The 16,314-nt window shown below is 67.4% G+C and carries 14 protein-coding genes; 8 read left to right on the forward strand and 6 right to left on the reverse strand.

Annotated elements, in window-relative coordinates; genetic code table 11:
• The first annotated feature begins 212 nt into the window (after positions 1-212).
• Genes AC5LXX_RS04195 through AC5LXX_RS04210 form a run of 4 tightly spaced genes read left to right on the forward strand, consistent with a single transcriptional unit; the run spans position 213 to position 4,938 of the window.
• Complete coding sequence (locus AC5LXX_RS04195) at positions 213-1,058, forward strand: glycosyltransferase (protein WP_493411084.1); 846 nt, start codon at positions 213-215, stop codon at positions 1,056-1,058.
• Positions 1,055-2,020, forward strand: a complete 966-nt coding sequence (locus tag AC5LXX_RS04200) for a UDP-glucose 4-epimerase family protein (RefSeq protein ID WP_493410580.1) — start codon at positions 1,055-1,057, stop codon at positions 2,018-2,020. The genes AC5LXX_RS04195 and AC5LXX_RS04200 overlap by 4 nt, the downstream gene beginning before the upstream one ends.
• Before the next feature lie 5 nt (positions 2,021-2,025).
• A complete protein-coding gene (locus AC5LXX_RS04205) occupies positions 2,026-3,042 on the forward strand; it encodes an MraY family glycosyltransferase (protein ID WP_493410581.1) in 1,017 nt (338 codons plus the stop codon).
• Positions 3,043-3,054: 12 nt separating this feature from the next.
• Positions 3,055-4,938 carry a polysaccharide biosynthesis protein gene (locus AC5LXX_RS04210; RefSeq protein WP_493410582.1) on the forward strand — a complete coding sequence of 628 codons (1,884 nt, stop codon included), beginning with the start codon at positions 3,055-3,057 and terminating at the stop codon, positions 4,936-4,938.
• Between the two features lie 90 nt (positions 4,939-5,028).
• On the opposite strand, the gene AC5LXX_RS04215 is transcribed toward AC5LXX_RS04210, so the two are convergent.
• Genes AC5LXX_RS04215 through AC5LXX_RS04235 form a run of 5 tightly spaced genes read right to left on the reverse strand, consistent with a single transcriptional unit; the run spans position 5,029 to position 10,466 of the window.
• Positions 5,029-6,135 (reverse strand): MraY family glycosyltransferase, encoded by a 1,107-nt coding sequence (locus tag AC5LXX_RS04215; protein ID WP_124449136.1) that lies wholly within the window; start codon positions 6,133-6,135, stop codon positions 5,029-5,031.
• Between the two features lie 27 nt (positions 6,136-6,162).
• Positions 6,163-7,185, reverse strand: coding sequence for a UDP-glucose 4-epimerase GalE (gene galE / locus AC5LXX_RS04220; protein WP_493402489.1), 1,023 nt, complete (start codon positions 7,183-7,185; stop codon positions 6,163-6,165).
• A 15-nt stretch (positions 7,186-7,200) separates the two neighbouring features.
• On the reverse strand, positions 7,201-8,337 hold the full coding sequence (locus tag AC5LXX_RS04225; protein ID WP_493410583.1) for a glycosyltransferase family 4 protein: 1,137 nt from the start codon (positions 8,335-8,337) through the stop codon (positions 7,201-7,203).
• Between the two features lie 51 nt (positions 8,338-8,388).
• Positions 8,389-9,213, reverse strand: a complete 825-nt coding sequence (locus AC5LXX_RS04230; protein ID WP_124449131.1) for a glycosyltransferase — start codon at positions 9,211-9,213, stop codon at positions 8,389-8,391.
• Positions 9,210-10,466, reverse strand: coding sequence for an oligosaccharide flippase family protein (locus tag AC5LXX_RS04235; RefSeq protein WP_493410584.1), 1,257 nt, complete (start codon positions 10,464-10,466; stop codon positions 9,210-9,212). Before AC5LXX_RS04235 ends, AC5LXX_RS04230 begins: the two co-directional genes overlap by 4 nt.
• A 255-nt stretch (positions 10,467-10,721) precedes the next feature.
• On the opposite strand from AC5LXX_RS04235, the gene AC5LXX_RS04240 reads away from it, so the two are divergent.
• The 4 genes from AC5LXX_RS04240 to waaA all read left to right on the forward strand — a co-directional run bounded on the left by AC5LXX_RS04240 (position 10,722) and on the right by waaA (position 15,595).
• Positions 10,722-12,116 carry a phosphomannomutase/phosphoglucomutase gene (locus AC5LXX_RS04240; protein ID WP_493410585.1) on the forward strand — a complete coding sequence of 465 codons (1,395 nt, stop codon included), beginning with the start codon at positions 10,722-10,724 and terminating at the stop codon, positions 12,114-12,116.
• 175 nt (positions 12,117-12,291) lie between these two features.
• Complete coding sequence (gene waaC / locus AC5LXX_RS04245) at positions 12,292-13,287, forward strand: lipopolysaccharide heptosyltransferase I (protein ID WP_124449125.1); 996 nt, start codon at positions 12,292-12,294, stop codon at positions 13,285-13,287.
• Positions 13,288-13,311: 24 nt separating this feature from the next.
• Positions 13,312-14,196 (forward strand): Kdo hydroxylase KdoO, encoded by an 885-nt coding sequence (kdoO, locus tag AC5LXX_RS04250; RefSeq protein WP_124449123.1) that lies wholly within the window; start codon positions 13,312-13,314, stop codon positions 14,194-14,196.
• Between the two features lie 37 nt (positions 14,197-14,233).
• Positions 14,234-15,595 carry a lipid IV(A) 3-deoxy-D-manno-octulosonic acid transferase gene (gene waaA, locus AC5LXX_RS04255; protein WP_493410586.1) on the forward strand — a complete coding sequence of 454 codons (1,362 nt, stop codon included), beginning with the start codon at positions 14,234-14,236 and terminating at the stop codon, positions 15,593-15,595.
• 63 nt (positions 15,596-15,658) lie between these two features.
• Here waaA and ureG read toward each other — a convergent pair whose 3' ends face one another.
• Positions 15,659-16,306: an urease accessory protein UreG gene (gene ureG / locus AC5LXX_RS04260; protein ID WP_124449119.1), complete on the reverse strand. Its 648-nt coding sequence runs from the start codon at positions 16,304-16,306 to the stop codon at positions 15,659-15,661.
• Positions 16,307-16,314: the final 8 nt, after the last annotated feature.

Genomic DNA, 16,314 nt, shown 5'->3' on the forward strand with positions numbered 1-16,314 from the left:
CGATGAGGGCGGTACGGCGTGCCCCGCGACGCCGCGTGTGTCGCGTGGTACTCGCCGACGACATCGAATGGCGTGTCGAAAATAAGGGCCGGCTTTTTCTGACGGCATGGACCGTGCTGACGTTAGAATTGCACTGTCGGCGCCAGCCTTGCCGCAACCTGCCGGACTGTCTAACCTGCGCTTCTCCTGGCAAGCGCGTAGCCGAACTACGGATGAATGTAACAAGCCTGCAACCCCGTGATGCCGAAGGATTGTCGGTTTCCATCGTCGTTTATCAGCCTGATATCGTTCAGCTCGGGCAGACGCTGACCAGCCTGGGCGCAGCTTGCGCGCGTTTGTGTGCCGGCGCGTCGGCCTCTCCGGTCGATCTGTTTCTCGTCGATAACGGTGGGCTGGGAGACGTGTCCGCATTGATTGACGATCTCGGTACGAAAGGCGTCACCACCCGGATTCTGTCAGGCCACGGCAACGTCGGTTACGGACGGGGGCACAATCTCGCGATCGAAACGTCGACACGCCCGTTTCACCTGATCTTGAATCCCGACATCGATCTCGATGCAAACGCACTCGTTGCCGCTCGTGCGTTCCTCGACTCGCATCCCGACGCTGGCGCGCTGACCCCGTGGATCGGCGATGACGCGGGCGGACAGCAGTATCTGTGCCGCCGGTTCCCGGCGGTGCTCGATCTGCTCGTGCGCGGCTTCCTGCCGGCGCGGTTCCGCGTACCTTTTGTGAATCGCCTCGCCCGCTACGAAATGCGTGACGTGATCAACGATCACGATATCGTCTGGGATCCCCCCATCGTCAGCGGCTGCTTCATGCTGTTCCGCACCGAAGTCCTGAAGCAACTCGGCGGCTTCGATCCGCGCTACTTCCTGTACTTCGAGGACTACGACCTGAGCCTGCGCACGCACGAGGTCGCTCGCGTCGCGTATGTTCCGTCGGTCCGCGTGATCCACCACGGCGGCGGCGCATCCCGCAAGGGCTTCGCGCACATCCGCATGTTCGCCGCATCGGCCTTCAAGTTCTACAACCGCTTCGGTTGGAGGTTCTGGTGAGTCACCTCGTCGTCACCGGCGCGAACGGCTTCGTCGGCCGCGCAGTCTGCCGCCGCGCGTTGGAAGCCGGGCACACGGTTACCGCCCTGGTACGGCGTCCGGGCGGCTGCATCGACGGCGTGCGCGAGTGGGTGCACGACACCGCCGATTTCGATGCGCTGGCTGAAGCATGGCCCACCGATCTGGCCGCCGATTGCATGATCCATCTCGCCGCGCGCGTGCACGTGATGCGCGACGAGTCGCCCGATCCCGACGCCGCGTTCGATGCCACCAACGTCGCCGGTACGCTGCGTCTCGCCGAGGCGGCGCGCCATCGCGGCGTGCGCCGCATCGTGTTCGCGAGCAGCATCAAGGCGGTCGGTGAAGGCGACGGCGGGGTGCCGCTGTCCGAGGCTTCCGAACCCGATCCGCAGGACGCATACGGCCGCTCGAAACTACGGGCGGAGCGGCAGCTCGCGCAATTCGGCGCGTCGGCGGGGCTCGACGTCGTCGTCGTTCGTCCGCCGCTCGTCTACGGCCCGTCCGTCCGCGCCAACTTCCTGCGGATGATGGACGCGGTCGCGCGCGGGATGCCGTTGCCGCTCGGCTCGGTTTCGGCGCGCCGCAGCATCGTCTACGTCGACAACCTCGCCGATGCGCTGCTGCGTTGCGCAATCGACCCGCGCGCGGCCGGCGAATGCTTTCACGTCGCCGACGACGATGCACCGTCGGTCGCGAGCCTGCTGCGCCTCGTCGGCGACGCGCTCGGCCGGCCGGCCCGGCTGATCGCGGTGCCGCCGGCGCTGTTGCGTGCGCTCGGCAAGCTGACCGGTCGCAGCGCGGCCATCGACCGGCTGACCGGCAGCCTGCAGCTCGACACGGGCCGGATCAAGCGCGTGCTGGGCTGGCATCCGCCCTATACGACCCGCCAGGGCCTCGAAGCGACCGCGGCGTGGTATCGTTCGCGCGACACACAACAATAATCGACATGCCTTTCACGATCTCCACATGGCCCGTGGCGGCCGTGGTGGCGCTGGTCGCCGCCATCGCATCGACGGCGATCCTGCGTGGGCTGCTTGCGACCGGCCTCGCATGGCGCCTCGCCACTGACATTCCAAACGACCGTTCGCTTCATACATTGCCGACGCCGCGCGTCGGCGGATGGGGCATCGTACCGGTCTGCGTCGTTGCATTGCTGGCGCTGGCGCCGCGACTCTGGCTGATCGCCGTCGCCGCCGCAGGACTCGCCGCGATGTCGCAGATCGACGACCGGCGCGGGCTGCCGGCCCGCGTGCGGTTCTCGGCGCACCTTGCGGCAGTCGTCGCGCTGATCGTCGTGTTCCCGGCCGATGCGCCCTGGTGGCTGCTCGCCGGTGTGGGTTTCGCGATGGTCTGGCTGACGAACCTGTACAACTTCATGGACGGCGCCGACGGCCTCGCGGGCGGCATGGCGCTGTTCGGCTTCGGTGGGTACGCGGTCGCGGCGCTCGGCGGCGCGCATCCGTCGCCCGATCTCGTCGTGGCGGGCGCGGCGGTCGCCGGCGCGGCGCTGGGCTTTCTTCTGCTCAATTTCCACCCGGCGAGACTGTTCCTCGGCGACGCAGGCTCGATTCCGCTCGGATTCCTGGCCGGTGCGCTGGGCTACTGGGGCTGGCGTACCGATGTCTGGCCGATCTGGTTCCCGGCGATGGTGTTCGCGCCCTTTATTGCCGATGCATCTGTAACACTTTTGAGACGCTTGTTACGCGGAGAAAAGTTCTGGCAGGCGCACCGCGAGCACTATTATCAAAGGATGGTCCGATCGGGCGTCAGCCACGGTCGGACCGCTCTTTATTGGTACCTCATCATGCTCGCGGGCATAATTGTCGCCGTGTGGGCAAAGGGCCGCCCCGAACTGCAGCAATGGCTGTCGTTCCTCGCGTGGTATGGCGTCCTGGCATGGTTCGGATGGTTGATCGACATGCGTTGGCGCCGGTTTCAGGCGGCCGCCGAAAACAATTCTTGAGGTTTCCCGCCGATGTTGCGTTCCAAGGCATCTTGGCTGTCATTGAGTGCTTTCCTGTTCGACCTGACAGCGGTTGTGGCCGCGTGGTTGTTCGCTTATCTCGTTCGTTTCAACGGCAGTGTTCCGCATGATTTCCTGAGCGGCGCGCTGATGGCGTTGACGTGGGTGCTGCCCATCTTCGCGCTGATGTTCCACGGGTTCGGCCTGTATCGCGGCCTGTGGGTGTTCGCGAGCCTGCCTGACCTGATGCGCATCGCGAAGGCGGTGGTCGGCGGCGGCGTGATCGTGATGATCGGCGCCGTGATGTTCCAGCCGCAGCCGATCATTCCGCGCTCGGTGCTGCTCGTGTCGCCGCTGATGCTGTTCCTGGCGATGGGCGGCGCGCGCGCGCTGTATCGCGCGACGAAGGAGTACTACCTGTACGGCGGGCTCGTCGGCAAGGGCAAGCCGGTGCTGGTGCTCGGCGCCGGCACGGCCGGCGCGAGTCTCGCGCGCGAGCTGTCGCGTTCCGGCGAATGGCGCCTCGTCGGCCTGCTCGACGACGACGTCACGAAGCAGGGCCGCGAAATCTACGGCTACAAGGTGCTGGGCTCGTTCAACGACCTGAAGCACTGGACCGATGCGATGAAGGTCGAGTACGCGATCATCGCGATTCCGTCGGCGTCGGTCGAGGCCCAGCGTCGTGTCGCGACACTGTGCGTGCGGGCCGGCGTGAAGGCGATGGTGCTGCCCTCGCTGACCGCACTGATGCCGGGGCAGGGCTTCCTGTCGCAGGTCCGGAACATCGATCTCGAGGATCTGCTCGGCCGCGATGCCGTGACGATCGACACGCCGCACGTCGAGGCGCTGCTGCGCGGCCGCGTCGTGATGGTAACGGGCGCGGGCGGTTCGATCGGCTCCGAGCTGTGCCGGCAGATCCTGCGCTTTGCACCGGCGCAACTGGTCGCATTCGACCTGTCCGAATACGCGATGTACCGGCTCACCGAGGAGCTGCGCGAACGGTTCCCCGACTTGCCCGTGCTGCCGATCATCGGCGATGCGAAGGATTCGCTGCTGCTCGACCAGGTGATGTCGCGCCATGCGCCGCACATCGTGTTTCACGCGGCCGCCTACAAGCACGTGCCGCTGATGGAGGAGCACAACGCGTGGCAGGCACTGCGCAACAACGTGCTCGGCACCTATCGCGTGGCGCGCGCGGCGATTCGCCACGACGTGCGCCACTTCGTGCTGATCTCGACCGACAAGGCCGTCAATCCGACCAACGTGATGGGCGCGAGCAAGCGCCTCGCCGAAATGGCCTGCCAGGCATTGCAGCAGACGAGCGGGCGGACGCAGTTCGAGACGGTGCGCTTCGGCAACGTACTCGGCAGCGCGGGCAGCGTGATTCCGAAATTCCAGCAGCAGATCGCGAAGGGCGGCCCGGTGACGGTCACGCACCCGGAGATCACGCGGTTCTTCATGACGATCCCGGAGGCGTCGCAGCTCGTGCTGCAGGCGTCGAGCATGGGGCACGGCGGCGAGATCTTCATTCTCGACATGGGCGAGCCGGTGAAGATCGTCGATCTCGCGTGCGACCTGATTCGCTTATACGGCTTCTCGGAAGAACAGATCCGCATCGAATTCACCGGGCTGCGGCCCGGAGAGAAGCTCTACGAGGAGCTGCTCGCGGACGACGAGGCGACGACGCGCACGCCGCACCCGAAACTGCGGATCGCGCGGGCGCGCGAAGTGCCGGACAATCTCCTCGACGAGTTGCTGCCGTGGCTGATGCAGCACCGCGTGCTGTCCGACGACGAAGTGCGGCGCGACCTGCGGCGCTGGGTGCCTGAATACCAGACGGCCGTTGCCCCGACCTTGCAGAGCGTACCGTCGGTGCGCGCCGCGTCGAGCAAGTGACGCGCCGAGGCGAGACCCGAACGGCTCGACGACACATGAAAAAAGCGCCCCGCGGGGCGCTTTTCTATCTGGCAGCTGGCGTGACGCTGCTCAATGCCCCCGCCTTTCCTTGCGCACCACCATCCACCGCGGCGCCCTGAACCGCACGATGCTGAGATAGAGCCACACGTAGGTCAGCGCGAACAGCACGACGAACACGAACAGGTGCACCGTATGCCGCCAGAACAGCGTCGCCGGTATCACCGCGACGAGGCACAGCAGCCACAGATAAGGTGAGGTCAGCGAATTCCGCCGCGTCAAGTCGTGCGCATGCTTCGTCCCCACGGCCCAGCGCATCAGCCGCTTGTACACCAGCATGTGCAGATGCACGCCGTCCGGAATCCCCGGCGACATCCCGCGGATGAACTTCTTCCGGTAGATCGAGAAACAGGTCTCGAAGATCGGGTACATGAACAGCAGCACCGGGTACCACGCCGACACCTCGTGGTTGCGCATCACGAGCATGATCGCGAGCTCCGCGAGCATGAAGCCGATGAAGTACGCGCCGCCGTCGCCGAGGAAGATCAGCCCGGCCGGGAAATTCCACAGGAAGAAGCCGAGCACGGCGCCCATCATGATGATCGACGCGGACATCACGACCGGGTCGTTGACGTGGAATGCGACATACGCGAGCGACGCGAACATCATGAAGCTGACCATCGATGCGAGCCCGTTGAACCCGTCGATGATGTTGATCGCGTTCGCGAGCGCCGCGACCGCGAGCACGGTGATGAACGCCGAGATGACGACGTAGCCGAGCAGGAAATCGAGCGGCGGCACGCTGATGCGCTTGACCGCGATACCGAGCAGCCAGAACGCCAGCGCGGCCGCGCCCATCGTGCAGAGCAGCCGTGCGCGCGGCGACACGCGCTTGGTCAGGTCCTCGACGAGGCCGGACAGGAAAGCGGGCAGCCCGCAGGCCGCGATCCCGAGAATGCTGCCGGAGATCGTCGGATAGCGCCGCGACAGCACCAGCGCGGCAACGACGACCCCGGCGAGGATCCCGATGCCCCCGACCCGCGGCACGGGCCGCACGTGGAATTTCTGCACGCCGGCCAGATCGCTGTCGACCGAGAATTTCTCGTGAAGGTGCGCATAGCGCACGATGAACAGCGTAACGAGCAGGGAGACGATGAAGCCGGACGCGAAGCTGAGCATGGGATCGCTCGAAAAATGGACAGCGGATTATACAAAACCGCGCGGGTTCCCCTCCTGCCATCGCCAGTGATCGGCACACATTTCTTCGATACCGAGCGTCGCGCGCCAGCCGATGATGTCGGCCGCGGCCTGCGGGTTCGCGTAGCACTCGGCGATATCGCCCGGACGGCGCGCGACGAGTTCGTACGGCACCGGGCGGCCCGACGCCTTCTCGAACGCACGCACGACTTCCAGCACGCTGTAGCCCTGGCCGGTGCCGAGGTTCACGACGAAGCTCGCGTCGCGCTTCGCCAGCGCGTCGAGCGCGGCGATGTGCCCCTTCGCGAGATCGACGACGTGGATGTAGTCGCGAACGCCCGTGCCGTCCGGCGTCGCGTAGTCGGAACCGAACACGCGCAGCTTGTCCAGCTTGCCGACCGCGACCTGAGCGACGTACGGCATCAGGTTGTTCGGGATGCCGGCCGGATCCTCGCCGATCAGCCCGCTGGCATGCGCGCCGACCGGATTGAAGTAGCGCAGCGTCGCGATGCGCCACGAAGGATCGGACACCTCGAGATCACGCAGGATCTGCTCGGCGATCAGCTTCGACTGGCCGTACGGGTTCGTTGCCGACAGCGGGAACGATTCGTCGATCGGCGAGCGCTCGGGCACGCCGTACACGGTCGCGGACGAGCTGAACACGAACTGCCTGACGTTGCGCTCGCGCATGACCTTGAGCACGGCGAGCAGGCCGCCGATGTTGTTCTGGTAGTACTCGAGCGGCTTCGCGACCGATTCGCCGACGGCCTTGAGCGCCGCGAAATGGATGGTCCCGGTGATCGGGTGCGCGTCGAACACCTTCGCGAGCGCGGCTTCGTCGCACACGTCGACCTGGTGGAACGCGGGCGTCTTGCCCGTGATCTGCTCGATGCGCCGGACGGACTCGGCCTTGCTGTTGACGAGGTTGTCGACGATCACGACATCGTAGCCGTTGTCGAGCAGCTCGACGGCCGTGTGCGAGCCGATATAGCCCGCGCCGCCGGTAACGAGGATGGTGCCTTTAGCGGTCATTGCAGATGCGCTCCTTCAGAGGGTGATACCGGTCAACGAACGAATGGTCTGCCGGTAGCGTTCGACGACCTGCTGCTCGTCGAATTCCGCCGCGACCTTCTGCCGGCCGCGCGCGCCCATCGCGTCGCGGCCGGCCGTTCCGAGTTCGATCATGCGGAGCAGTTGCTCCGCGAGGCTTGCGCTGTCGCGCACGCGGCAAAGGAAGCCCGTTTCGCCGTCGGCGACGACGTCGCGGCAGCCCGGCACGTCGGTCGCGACGATCGGGCGGCCCATCGCCGAGGCTTCCATCAGCGTGCGCGGCACGCCTTCGCGGTACGACGGCAGCACGACGCAGTCGGCCGCCGCGATGTGCGGGCGCACGTCGTGCGCCTCGCCGAGATATTCGATGATGCCTTCGCCGACCCACGCGTCGACGTCCGCGCGGCCGATCGCGCTCGGGTTGTCGACGCCGAGCGGCCCGAGCAGCTGGAAGCGTGCGGTCGGGAAGCGGCCGCGCACGATGCGCGCGGCTTCCACGTATTCGCGCACGCCCTTGTCCCACAGCAGCCGGCCGATCAGGATGAAGACGGGCGCGTCGCCGGCAGGCAGCGGCACGGGCGCGAACTGTTCGAGATCGACGCCTTCGCCGTGCAGCAGCCGCGCGCGGTCAGGATGCGCGAGCAACTGCTCGTCGGTGAAGGTCGCGAGATCGTCGCGGTTCAGGAACCACACTTCACGCGGGAAGCGGAACGCGAACCGGTACAGCCGTTTCGCGACACTCGCCGCGCGGCTCTTCTGGATGAAGACGTAGCCGAGCCCCGTCGTCACCGCGATCGACGGCACGCGTGCGAGCCACGCGGCAACCGACCCGTAGATGTTCGGCTTGATCGTGTAATGGAACACGAGATCGGGCCGCAGCGCGCGGTAGTGGCGCACCAGCGCCGCGAGCGTGCCGAGATCCTCGCGCGGGCTCGTGCCTTTCGACGCGACCGCGAGCGCCACGTAGCGGCAGCCCATCTGCTCGAGCAACGGCACGGTGCGGTCGTGCGGCGCGATCACGATGACCTCGGCGCCGCGCGCGACGAGCGCACGGATCAGCCCGTGGCGATACGTGTAGATCGCCCAGGCCGTGTTGCAGACGAGCGCGATGCGCAGCGGGGAAGTGGCGGACATGAAAAAAAGAAAAAATAAACCGTCGAAATTGCCGAAAGGGCCGGATGCGCGTCAAGCGGACGGCCGCGCGGCGAACAGCGTCTGCTTGATCCGCTGCAACGTACGGTACGGCGTCACGAAATGCAGCAAGTTCTTGGCGAGGCCGGCCCAGTCGTACGGGTTCAGCGCATTGAAGTGGCTCAGCAGCAGCGTGAGCGTCGACACCAGCTGGCGCCGGCGCTTGGTCGCACTGATCCCGCCCTCGTTCAGTTCGTAATACAGGCCGAGTTCCGGCAGGTTCGCGCAATCGTAGCGTTGCATTAACCGTAAAAAAAGATCGAGATCCTCGGCTGCGCGGTATTTCGCGCGATAGTTGCCGACTTCCCGCACGGCGTCGATGCGCAGCATCACCGAAGGATGCACGAGCGGCGAGCGCAGGAAGCGCGTGCGGCGCAGCGTGCGCGGATCGGCGGGCGGCGTCAGCATGAAACGCGGTTCGCCGGCGCGCGACACGACCTGCGTCCACATGCCGACGCAGGCCACGCGCGGGTTGGCGCCGAGATACGCGCGCTCTTTCGCGAGGCGCCGGGGCGCGGCCAGGTCGCCCGCGTCGATGCGGGCCGCATAGCGGAAGCCGCGCGCCGCGAGCGCGTCGATGCCGGCCGCGAGCGCGCGCTCGATGCCGCCGTTCTGCGGCATGCGCAGCACCTCGATTGCGAGGCCCGGCAGGTCGGGCGCGACGATCGGCGGCGTGCTGCCGTCGTCGACGATCAGCACGTGCACGGGCGCATCCTCGCGAAACGACGCGAGGGTCCGGACGACGTCGTCATGCCCGTTGTAGGCCGGCATCAGCACGGCCACGTCGTCGAGCGGGGGCGGGCAATCAGGGGACGTCATGTTCGCAGCTTGAAACGGATGTAATAAAAGTTGACGGCGGCCGCGGCCAGATAGCCGGCGGCCAGCCCGACGAGCGCGCCGTACAGGCCGAGCCGCGGGATCGCGAACAGGTTGACGAGCACGGCGATCGCCAGCGCGAGCAGCCATTTCGACAGCAACACGAATTTTGCTTGATATTTGAGAACGATAAGATTGCCTATCGCCTCGATGCCGGCCGGCACGGACAGCCAGACGGCCCAGCGGAAGATGTCGACCGACGCCTCGTAGCCGGAGCCGAACACCTTGCCGACGATCAGCGGGGCGGCCGCGTCGAGCACGAGCGCGCCGGCCGTCATCAGGCCGGCCGTCATCGCGATCAGCCGGACGATGTTGCGGCGCAGCCGCGCGACGTCCTGCACGCGGTAGACGAAGGCGGGCGCGATGGTTTGCGCGAGCATCAGCGCGAGCGTGATCCAGTTCTCGTTGAGCTGCTGCGCGGCCGAATAGCGGCCGAGATCGGCGAACGACACGTGACGCTCGAGCATCAGGCGGTCAAGCTTCAGGAACAGGTACATGCAGATGAGCCCGAGCCAGAACACGGTGCCGGCCGTTGCAAAGTGCCTGAACAGCGGTTTATCGAACGTCCAGCCGAGCGCGCCGCCGTTACGATGCCGGTAGTACAGCAGCAGCGCGAAGCCGATCGCGGCGGCCTCGAGCGCCCACAGCCACGCGAAGCGGGCGGGGCCGGCAGCCGCGCGGACCAGCAGCCACACGAGCAGCGCCTTGGCGAGCGCCGTGACCATGCTGGTGACGAGCTGCGGCTTGCTGTAGGTCATGCTCTGCAGCCACGCGTTGATCATGCCGACGAACGGCTCGCGGAATACCATCGTGACGGCGAGGCCCGCGAGCATCGCGCCGACCAGCGGATCGAAGGCGCCTGCAGCGATCGCGATCCAGGTCGCGACGAGCGCGGCGGCCGATACGGCGATGCGCAGCGCGAACGCGCTGCCGAGCACCGCGCCGAGCTGGGCGGGCGGGCGCTGGACGATGGTCGGGACGAGGATTTCCGCGCCGCACACCCAGGTGAGCGGCGCCAGTACCAGGAGGAGCGTATTCGCATACTGCCATTTGCCGAACACATCTGGCCCGAAATAACGGGCCAGCAGGCCGCTGATCGCGATCGCGACGCCGATCTGCGTGAGCCGTTCGAGCCCCAGCCAGACGAGGTTCGCGACGGCTTTCGCGACGTCCGGGTTGCCGAAGCGCTTCAGCATGCGGCGCAGCGGCGCGCGCACGGGGCGGCCGTCGGGGCGCCCGAGGGCTGCGGATTGGCGGCGGCGGAGCGGCTAGGCATTAAAATGGGCAGTATGCGCGTCATCAAAACCCGCGATTATAAGTGGGATCGCGACCGCTCCAGCCGTTCCGTTCCTTGTTTTGCGGGGCCGCATGTATCATGCGCGGCACCGGCGAGAGGCGGCCAGCCAAGCCAGACAATTTTCCATGCACGCAACTGAGAGAGAAGAGAATCGATGATCTCCCAATCCATCTTCAAGGCATATGACATCCGTGGCGTGGTCGGCAAGACACTCGACGTCGACACGGCGCGCGGGATCGGCCGGGCATTCGGCAGCGAAGTGCGTGCACAGGGCGGCGACGCGGTCGTCGTCGCGCGCGACGGCCGCCTGTCCGGGCCGGAACTCGTCGGCGCACTCGCCGATGGCCTGCGTGCGGCCGGTGTCGACGTCGTCGACGTCGGCATGGTGCCCACGCCGGTCGGCTATTTCGCGGCGAACGTGCCGCTGGCGCTGAAGGGCGGCGAGCGCCGCGTCGATTCGTGCATCGTGGTCACGGGCAGCCACAACCCGCCCGACTACAACGGCTTCAAGATGGTGCTGCGCGGCGCCGCGATCTACGGCGAGCAGATCCAGGCGCTGTACCGCCGCATCGTCGACGAGCGCTTCGAGACGGGCAGCGGCACGTATGAAGAATTCGACGTCGCCGATCAGTACATCGCGCGCATCGTCGGCGACGTGAAGCTCGCGCGGCCGCTGAAGCTGGTCGTCGACGCCGGCAACGGCGTCGCGGGCCCGCTCGCGACGCGCCTGTTCAAGGCGCTCGGTTGCGAACTCGTCGAACGCTTCACCGACATCGACGGCACGTTCCCGAACCACCACCCCGATCCCGCGCACCCGGAAAACCTGCAGGACGTGATCCAGGCGCTGAAGGACACCGATGCCGAGCTCGGCTTCGCGTTCGACGGCGACGGCGACCGCCTCGGCGTCGTCACGAAGGACGGCCAGATCATCTATCCGGACCGCCAGCTGATGCTGTTCGCGGAAGAAGTGCTGTCGCGCAATCCGGGCGCGCAGATCATCTACGACGTGAAGTGCACGCGCCACCTCGCGCAGTGGATCAAGTCGAAGGGCGGCGAGCCGCTGATGTGGAAGACGGGCCACTCGCTCGTGAAGGCGAAGCTGCGCGAGACGGGCGCTCCGCTCGCCGGCGAAATGAGCGGCCACGTGTTCTTCAAGGATCGCTGGTACGGCTTCGACGACGGTCTCTACACGGGCGCGCGCCTGCTCGAGATCCTCGCGAAGACGGCCGACCCGAGCGCGCTGCTCAATGCACTGCCGGACGCGATGAGCACGCCGGAACTGCAGCTCTGGCTCGACGAAGGCGAGAACTTCCGCCTGATCGACAAGCTGCAGAAAGAGGCGAAGTTCGACGGCGCCGAGGAAGTCGTGACGATCGACGGCCTGCGCGTCGAATACCCGGACGGCTTCGGCCTCGCGCGTTCGTCGAACACGACGCCGGTCGTCGTGATGCGCTTCGAATCCGAGACGCAGGAAGGGCTCAAGCGCATCCAGGAAGACTTCCGCCGGGTGCTGACGGCCGCAAAGCCGGACGTCAAGCTGCCGTTCTGAACGTCGGCGGCCTGCGGGCCGCCCGCCGTGCGACGGCCGGTTCGCCGGCCGCGCCCATCCCGAAAAGCGGCGCACGCCACGGGCGTGCGGCCGCTTTTTGCCTGTCTGGCCCGCCGGGCGAGATAAAATCCCCCCTTTATGCCTGTCGCCGGCTGCCAGCCGGCGTTTTTTCAGCGTGCAAAAGATCCTGATCGTGCGCGTGTCGTCGCTGGGCGACGTCGTGCACAACATGCCGGTGATCGCCGATATCCGGCGCCGCCACCCCGATGCGCAGATCGACTGGCTCGTCGAGGAAAGCTTCGTCGACCTCGTGCGGCTCGTCGACGGCGTGCGCAACGTGCTGCCGTTCTCGCTGCGCCGCTGGCGCAAGAAGCCGTTCTCGGGTGCCACGTGGCGCGAGATCCGCGCATTCCGCAAGCGCCTCGCGGCCGAGCAGTACGATCTCGTGATCGACTGCCAGGGCCTCATCAAGACGGCCTGGGTCGCGAGCTGGGCCCGCGGCCCGCTCGTCGGGCTCGGCAACCGCACCGACGGCGCCGGCTATGAATGGCCGGTGCGTTTCTTCTATCGCAAGCGCGTGCCGATCGCGCCGCGTACGCACGTCGTCGAGCGCTCGCGGCAACTTGTCGCGGCCGCGCTGGACGACCCGGCGCCGACACCGGCCGATCCGGTCGACTTCGGCCTCGACACGCGCGCAGCGGCGCTCGCGGTGGCCGCGCTCGGCCTGAACCTGCCGGTGCCGTACGTGGTGTTCGTCCATGCGACGTCGCGCGCCGACAAGCAGTGGCCGGACGCCGCGTGGATCGAGCTCGGCCAGGCGCTCGTGCGGCGCGGCGCGTCGCTCGTGCTGCCGTGGGGCAACGACGCGGAGCGCGCGACCAGCGAGCGGCTCGCGAAGGAATTCGGCGATGCGGCGATCGTGCCGCCGAAGCTGTCGCTGCCGGCCGTGGTCGGCCTGATCGACGGCGCGGCCGCGACCGTCGGGGTTGATACAGGTCTGGTTCACATCGCGGCCGCGCTGAAGCGTCCGACGGTCGAACTGTACAATTTCGCGACGGCCTGGCGGACCGGCGGCTACTGGTCGCCGAACGTCGTCAATCTCGGCACGGCGGGGCAACCCCCGTCGATCGCGCAGGTGAAGTCGGCGCTCGCGGGCTTCGGTCTCCTGTAACGCTGCCACACACGCGAACCGATCATGAGCGAATCCCAGATCATCGAAGTCCCGTCCGCCGACTGGAGCGGACACAACCTGTCGGCGCCGCGCGAGCAGTTGCTGGCCGCCGTCGAGGAAGGCAAGGTGCTGTATTTCCCGCACCTGCGCTTCGCGATCGAAGGCGGCGAGGAAGCACTGCTTGATCCGGCGCTCGCCGATCCGAAACGCAAGAACATCAGTCTCGCGCCGAACGGCGGCGCGCTCGCCGGCGTGCTCGGCGACAGCGTCACGCAGTCGGCCGTGCGCGCGCTCGTCGCGCGCTTCCAGCAGCAGGCAGGCACGCTCGTCGACGGCCTCTTTCCCGAATACCGCGGCAAGCTGCGCGTCGCGCCGACGAGCCTGCGGCTGATGCAGGTCGAGACGCGCCAGACGTCGTGGCGCAAGGACGACAGCCGGCTGCACGTCGACGCGTTCCCGTCGCGGCCGAACTACGGTGAGCGCATCCTGCGCGTGTTCACGAACGTGAACCCGGCCGGCGTGCCGCGCGTATGGCGCGTCGGCGAGCCGTTCGAGGACGTCGCGAAGCGCTTCCTGCCGACGATCAGGCCGCAACTGCCGGGCGCCGCGTGGCTGCTGAACCTGCTGCACGTGACGAAGTCGCCGCGCAGCGCGTACGACCACCTGATGCTGAACCTGCACGACAGCATGAAGGCCGATCTCGACTACCAGAAGACTTGTCCACAGCAAACGATGCCGTTTCCGCCGGGCAGCGTGTGGATATGTTTCTCGGATCAGACTTCGCACGCTGTGATGTCCGGCCAGTTCATGCTCGAGCAGACGTTCTTCCTGCCGGTCGACGCGATGGTCCGCCGCGAATGCGCGCCGCTCGGCATTCTCGAACGCCTGAAAGGCAGGGCGCTGGTTTGAGCGCGCACCTGCTTCGACGTAACACGAGGGCCGCCGCATGCTGAGGGTGATCTATCGCGCGCTGTGGTGGCTCGTCGCGCCGGTCGCGGTCATCCGGCTCTACGTGCGCTCGCGCAAGGAGCGCGGCTATCGCGAGCACATCGGCGAGCGCTTCGGTCACGTGGCCGGCCGCTCGCGCGACGACCGCACGCCGCTGATCTGGGTGCATGCGGTGTCGGTCGGCGAGACGCGCGCCGCGCAGCCGCTGATCGACGCGCTGATGCACGCGCGCCCCGATGTGCGCATCCTGCTCACGCACATGACGCCGAGCGGCCGCGCGACCGGTGAACAGATCTTCGGCGATCGTGTGCTGCGCTGCTACCTGCCGTACGACATGCCGGGCGCGGTGCGGCGTTTCCTGCACGCGTGGCGGCCGACGCTCGGCCTCGTGATGGAAACCGAGGTGTGGCCGACGCTGATCGACGAGTGCCGTCGCGCGGACGTGCCGCTCGTGCTGACCAATGCGCGGATGTCCGCGCGTTCGTTCCGGCGCGCGGCGAAGTTCGGCGCGGCGACGCGCGACGTATTCGGCGGCTTCTCGCGCGTGCTCGCGCAGAGCCCGGCCGATGCGGAGCGGCTGACGTCGCTCGGCGCGCGCAACGTGACCGTGCTCGGCAACCTGAAGTTCGACATGACGACGCCGCCGGAACTCGCGGCGCGCGGCCATGCGTGGCGCGATGCGATCGGCCCGCGGCCCGTGTGGGTGGCCGCCAGCACGCGCGAGAACGAAGAAGCGCTGGTGCTGCAGGCGTTCGCGGAAATGCGCACGCCCGATGCGCTGCTGGTGCTCGTGCCGCGTCATCCGCAGCGTTTCGCCGAAGTCGAGGCGCTCGTCGCGCGCGGCGGGCTCAAGTCCGTGCGCCGCTCGGTGTGGGCCGCCGACGCGGCCGCGCTCGCGGCCGGCCGGCCGGCTGCCGAACCGTTGGCCGGCGACGTGACGGTGCTGCTCGGCGATTCGATGGGCGAGCTCGGCGCGTATTACGCGGCCGCCGACATCGCGTTCATCGGCGGCAGCCTGCTGCCGCTCGGCGGCCAGAACCTGATCGAAGCGTGCGCGGTCGGCGTGCCGGTGCTGATCGGGCCGCACGTGTTCAACTTCACGCAGGCGACCGCCGACGCGGTTGCGGCCGGTGCGGCGATGCAGGTCGCGGATCCGCTCGATCTCGCGCACGTGCTCGACGCGCTGTTCGCCGACAAGGCGCGGCGTATCGCGATGGGCGCGGCCGGTGCGGCCTTCGCATCGCGTCACCGTGGCGCGACCGCGCGCACGGTCGACGTGCTCGCGGCGCTGCTGCCGCCGGCCGAACGCGGCGAACGCACGTTGCAAGACGCGCAGGACACTGCTTCCGGCGACGAATAGACGACGGGCGGCGCAAGGCCGCCCGCGAACGCATGGCGGCGACGCGAGCCGCTGCCATGGTGCTCAGACCGTCAGCAATCCCTTCTTCTCGATGAACGCGATCACGTCCGCGACGCCTTCGAGCGCCTTCAGGTTCGTCATCACGTAAGGCCGTTCGCCGCGCATCTTCCGCGTGTCGGACGCCATCACGTCGAGATTCGCGCCGACCAGCGGCGCGAGGTCGGTCTTGTTGATCACGAGCAGGTCGGACTTCGTGATGCCGGGGCCGCCCTTGCGCGGAATCTTCTCGCCGCCCGCGACGTCGATCACATAAATCGTCAGGTCCGACAGCTCGGGGCTGAAGGTCGCCGCGAGATTGTCGCCGCCCGATTCGATGAACACGATGTCGGCGTCCGGAAAGCGCGACAGCATCCGGTCGACGGCCTCGAGGTTGATCGATGCGTCTTCCCGGATCGCCGTGTGCGGGCAGCCGCCCGTCTCGACGCCCATGATGCGTTCCTCGGGCAGCGCGCCGGCCACCGTCAGCAGCCGCTGGTCTTCCTTCGTATAGATGTCGTTGGTGATCGCGACCAGGTCGTACCGGTCGCGCATCGCCTTGCACAGCATTTCGAGCAGCGTGGTCTTGCCGGAGCCGACGGGGCCGCCGATGCCGACGCGTAGCGGCGGCAGTTTCTTCGTGCGGCGGGCGGAGGAGGGGGCAGGTGCGTTCATGGTCTGGC

It is taken from the genome of Burkholderia torrens (assembly GCF_984668525.1).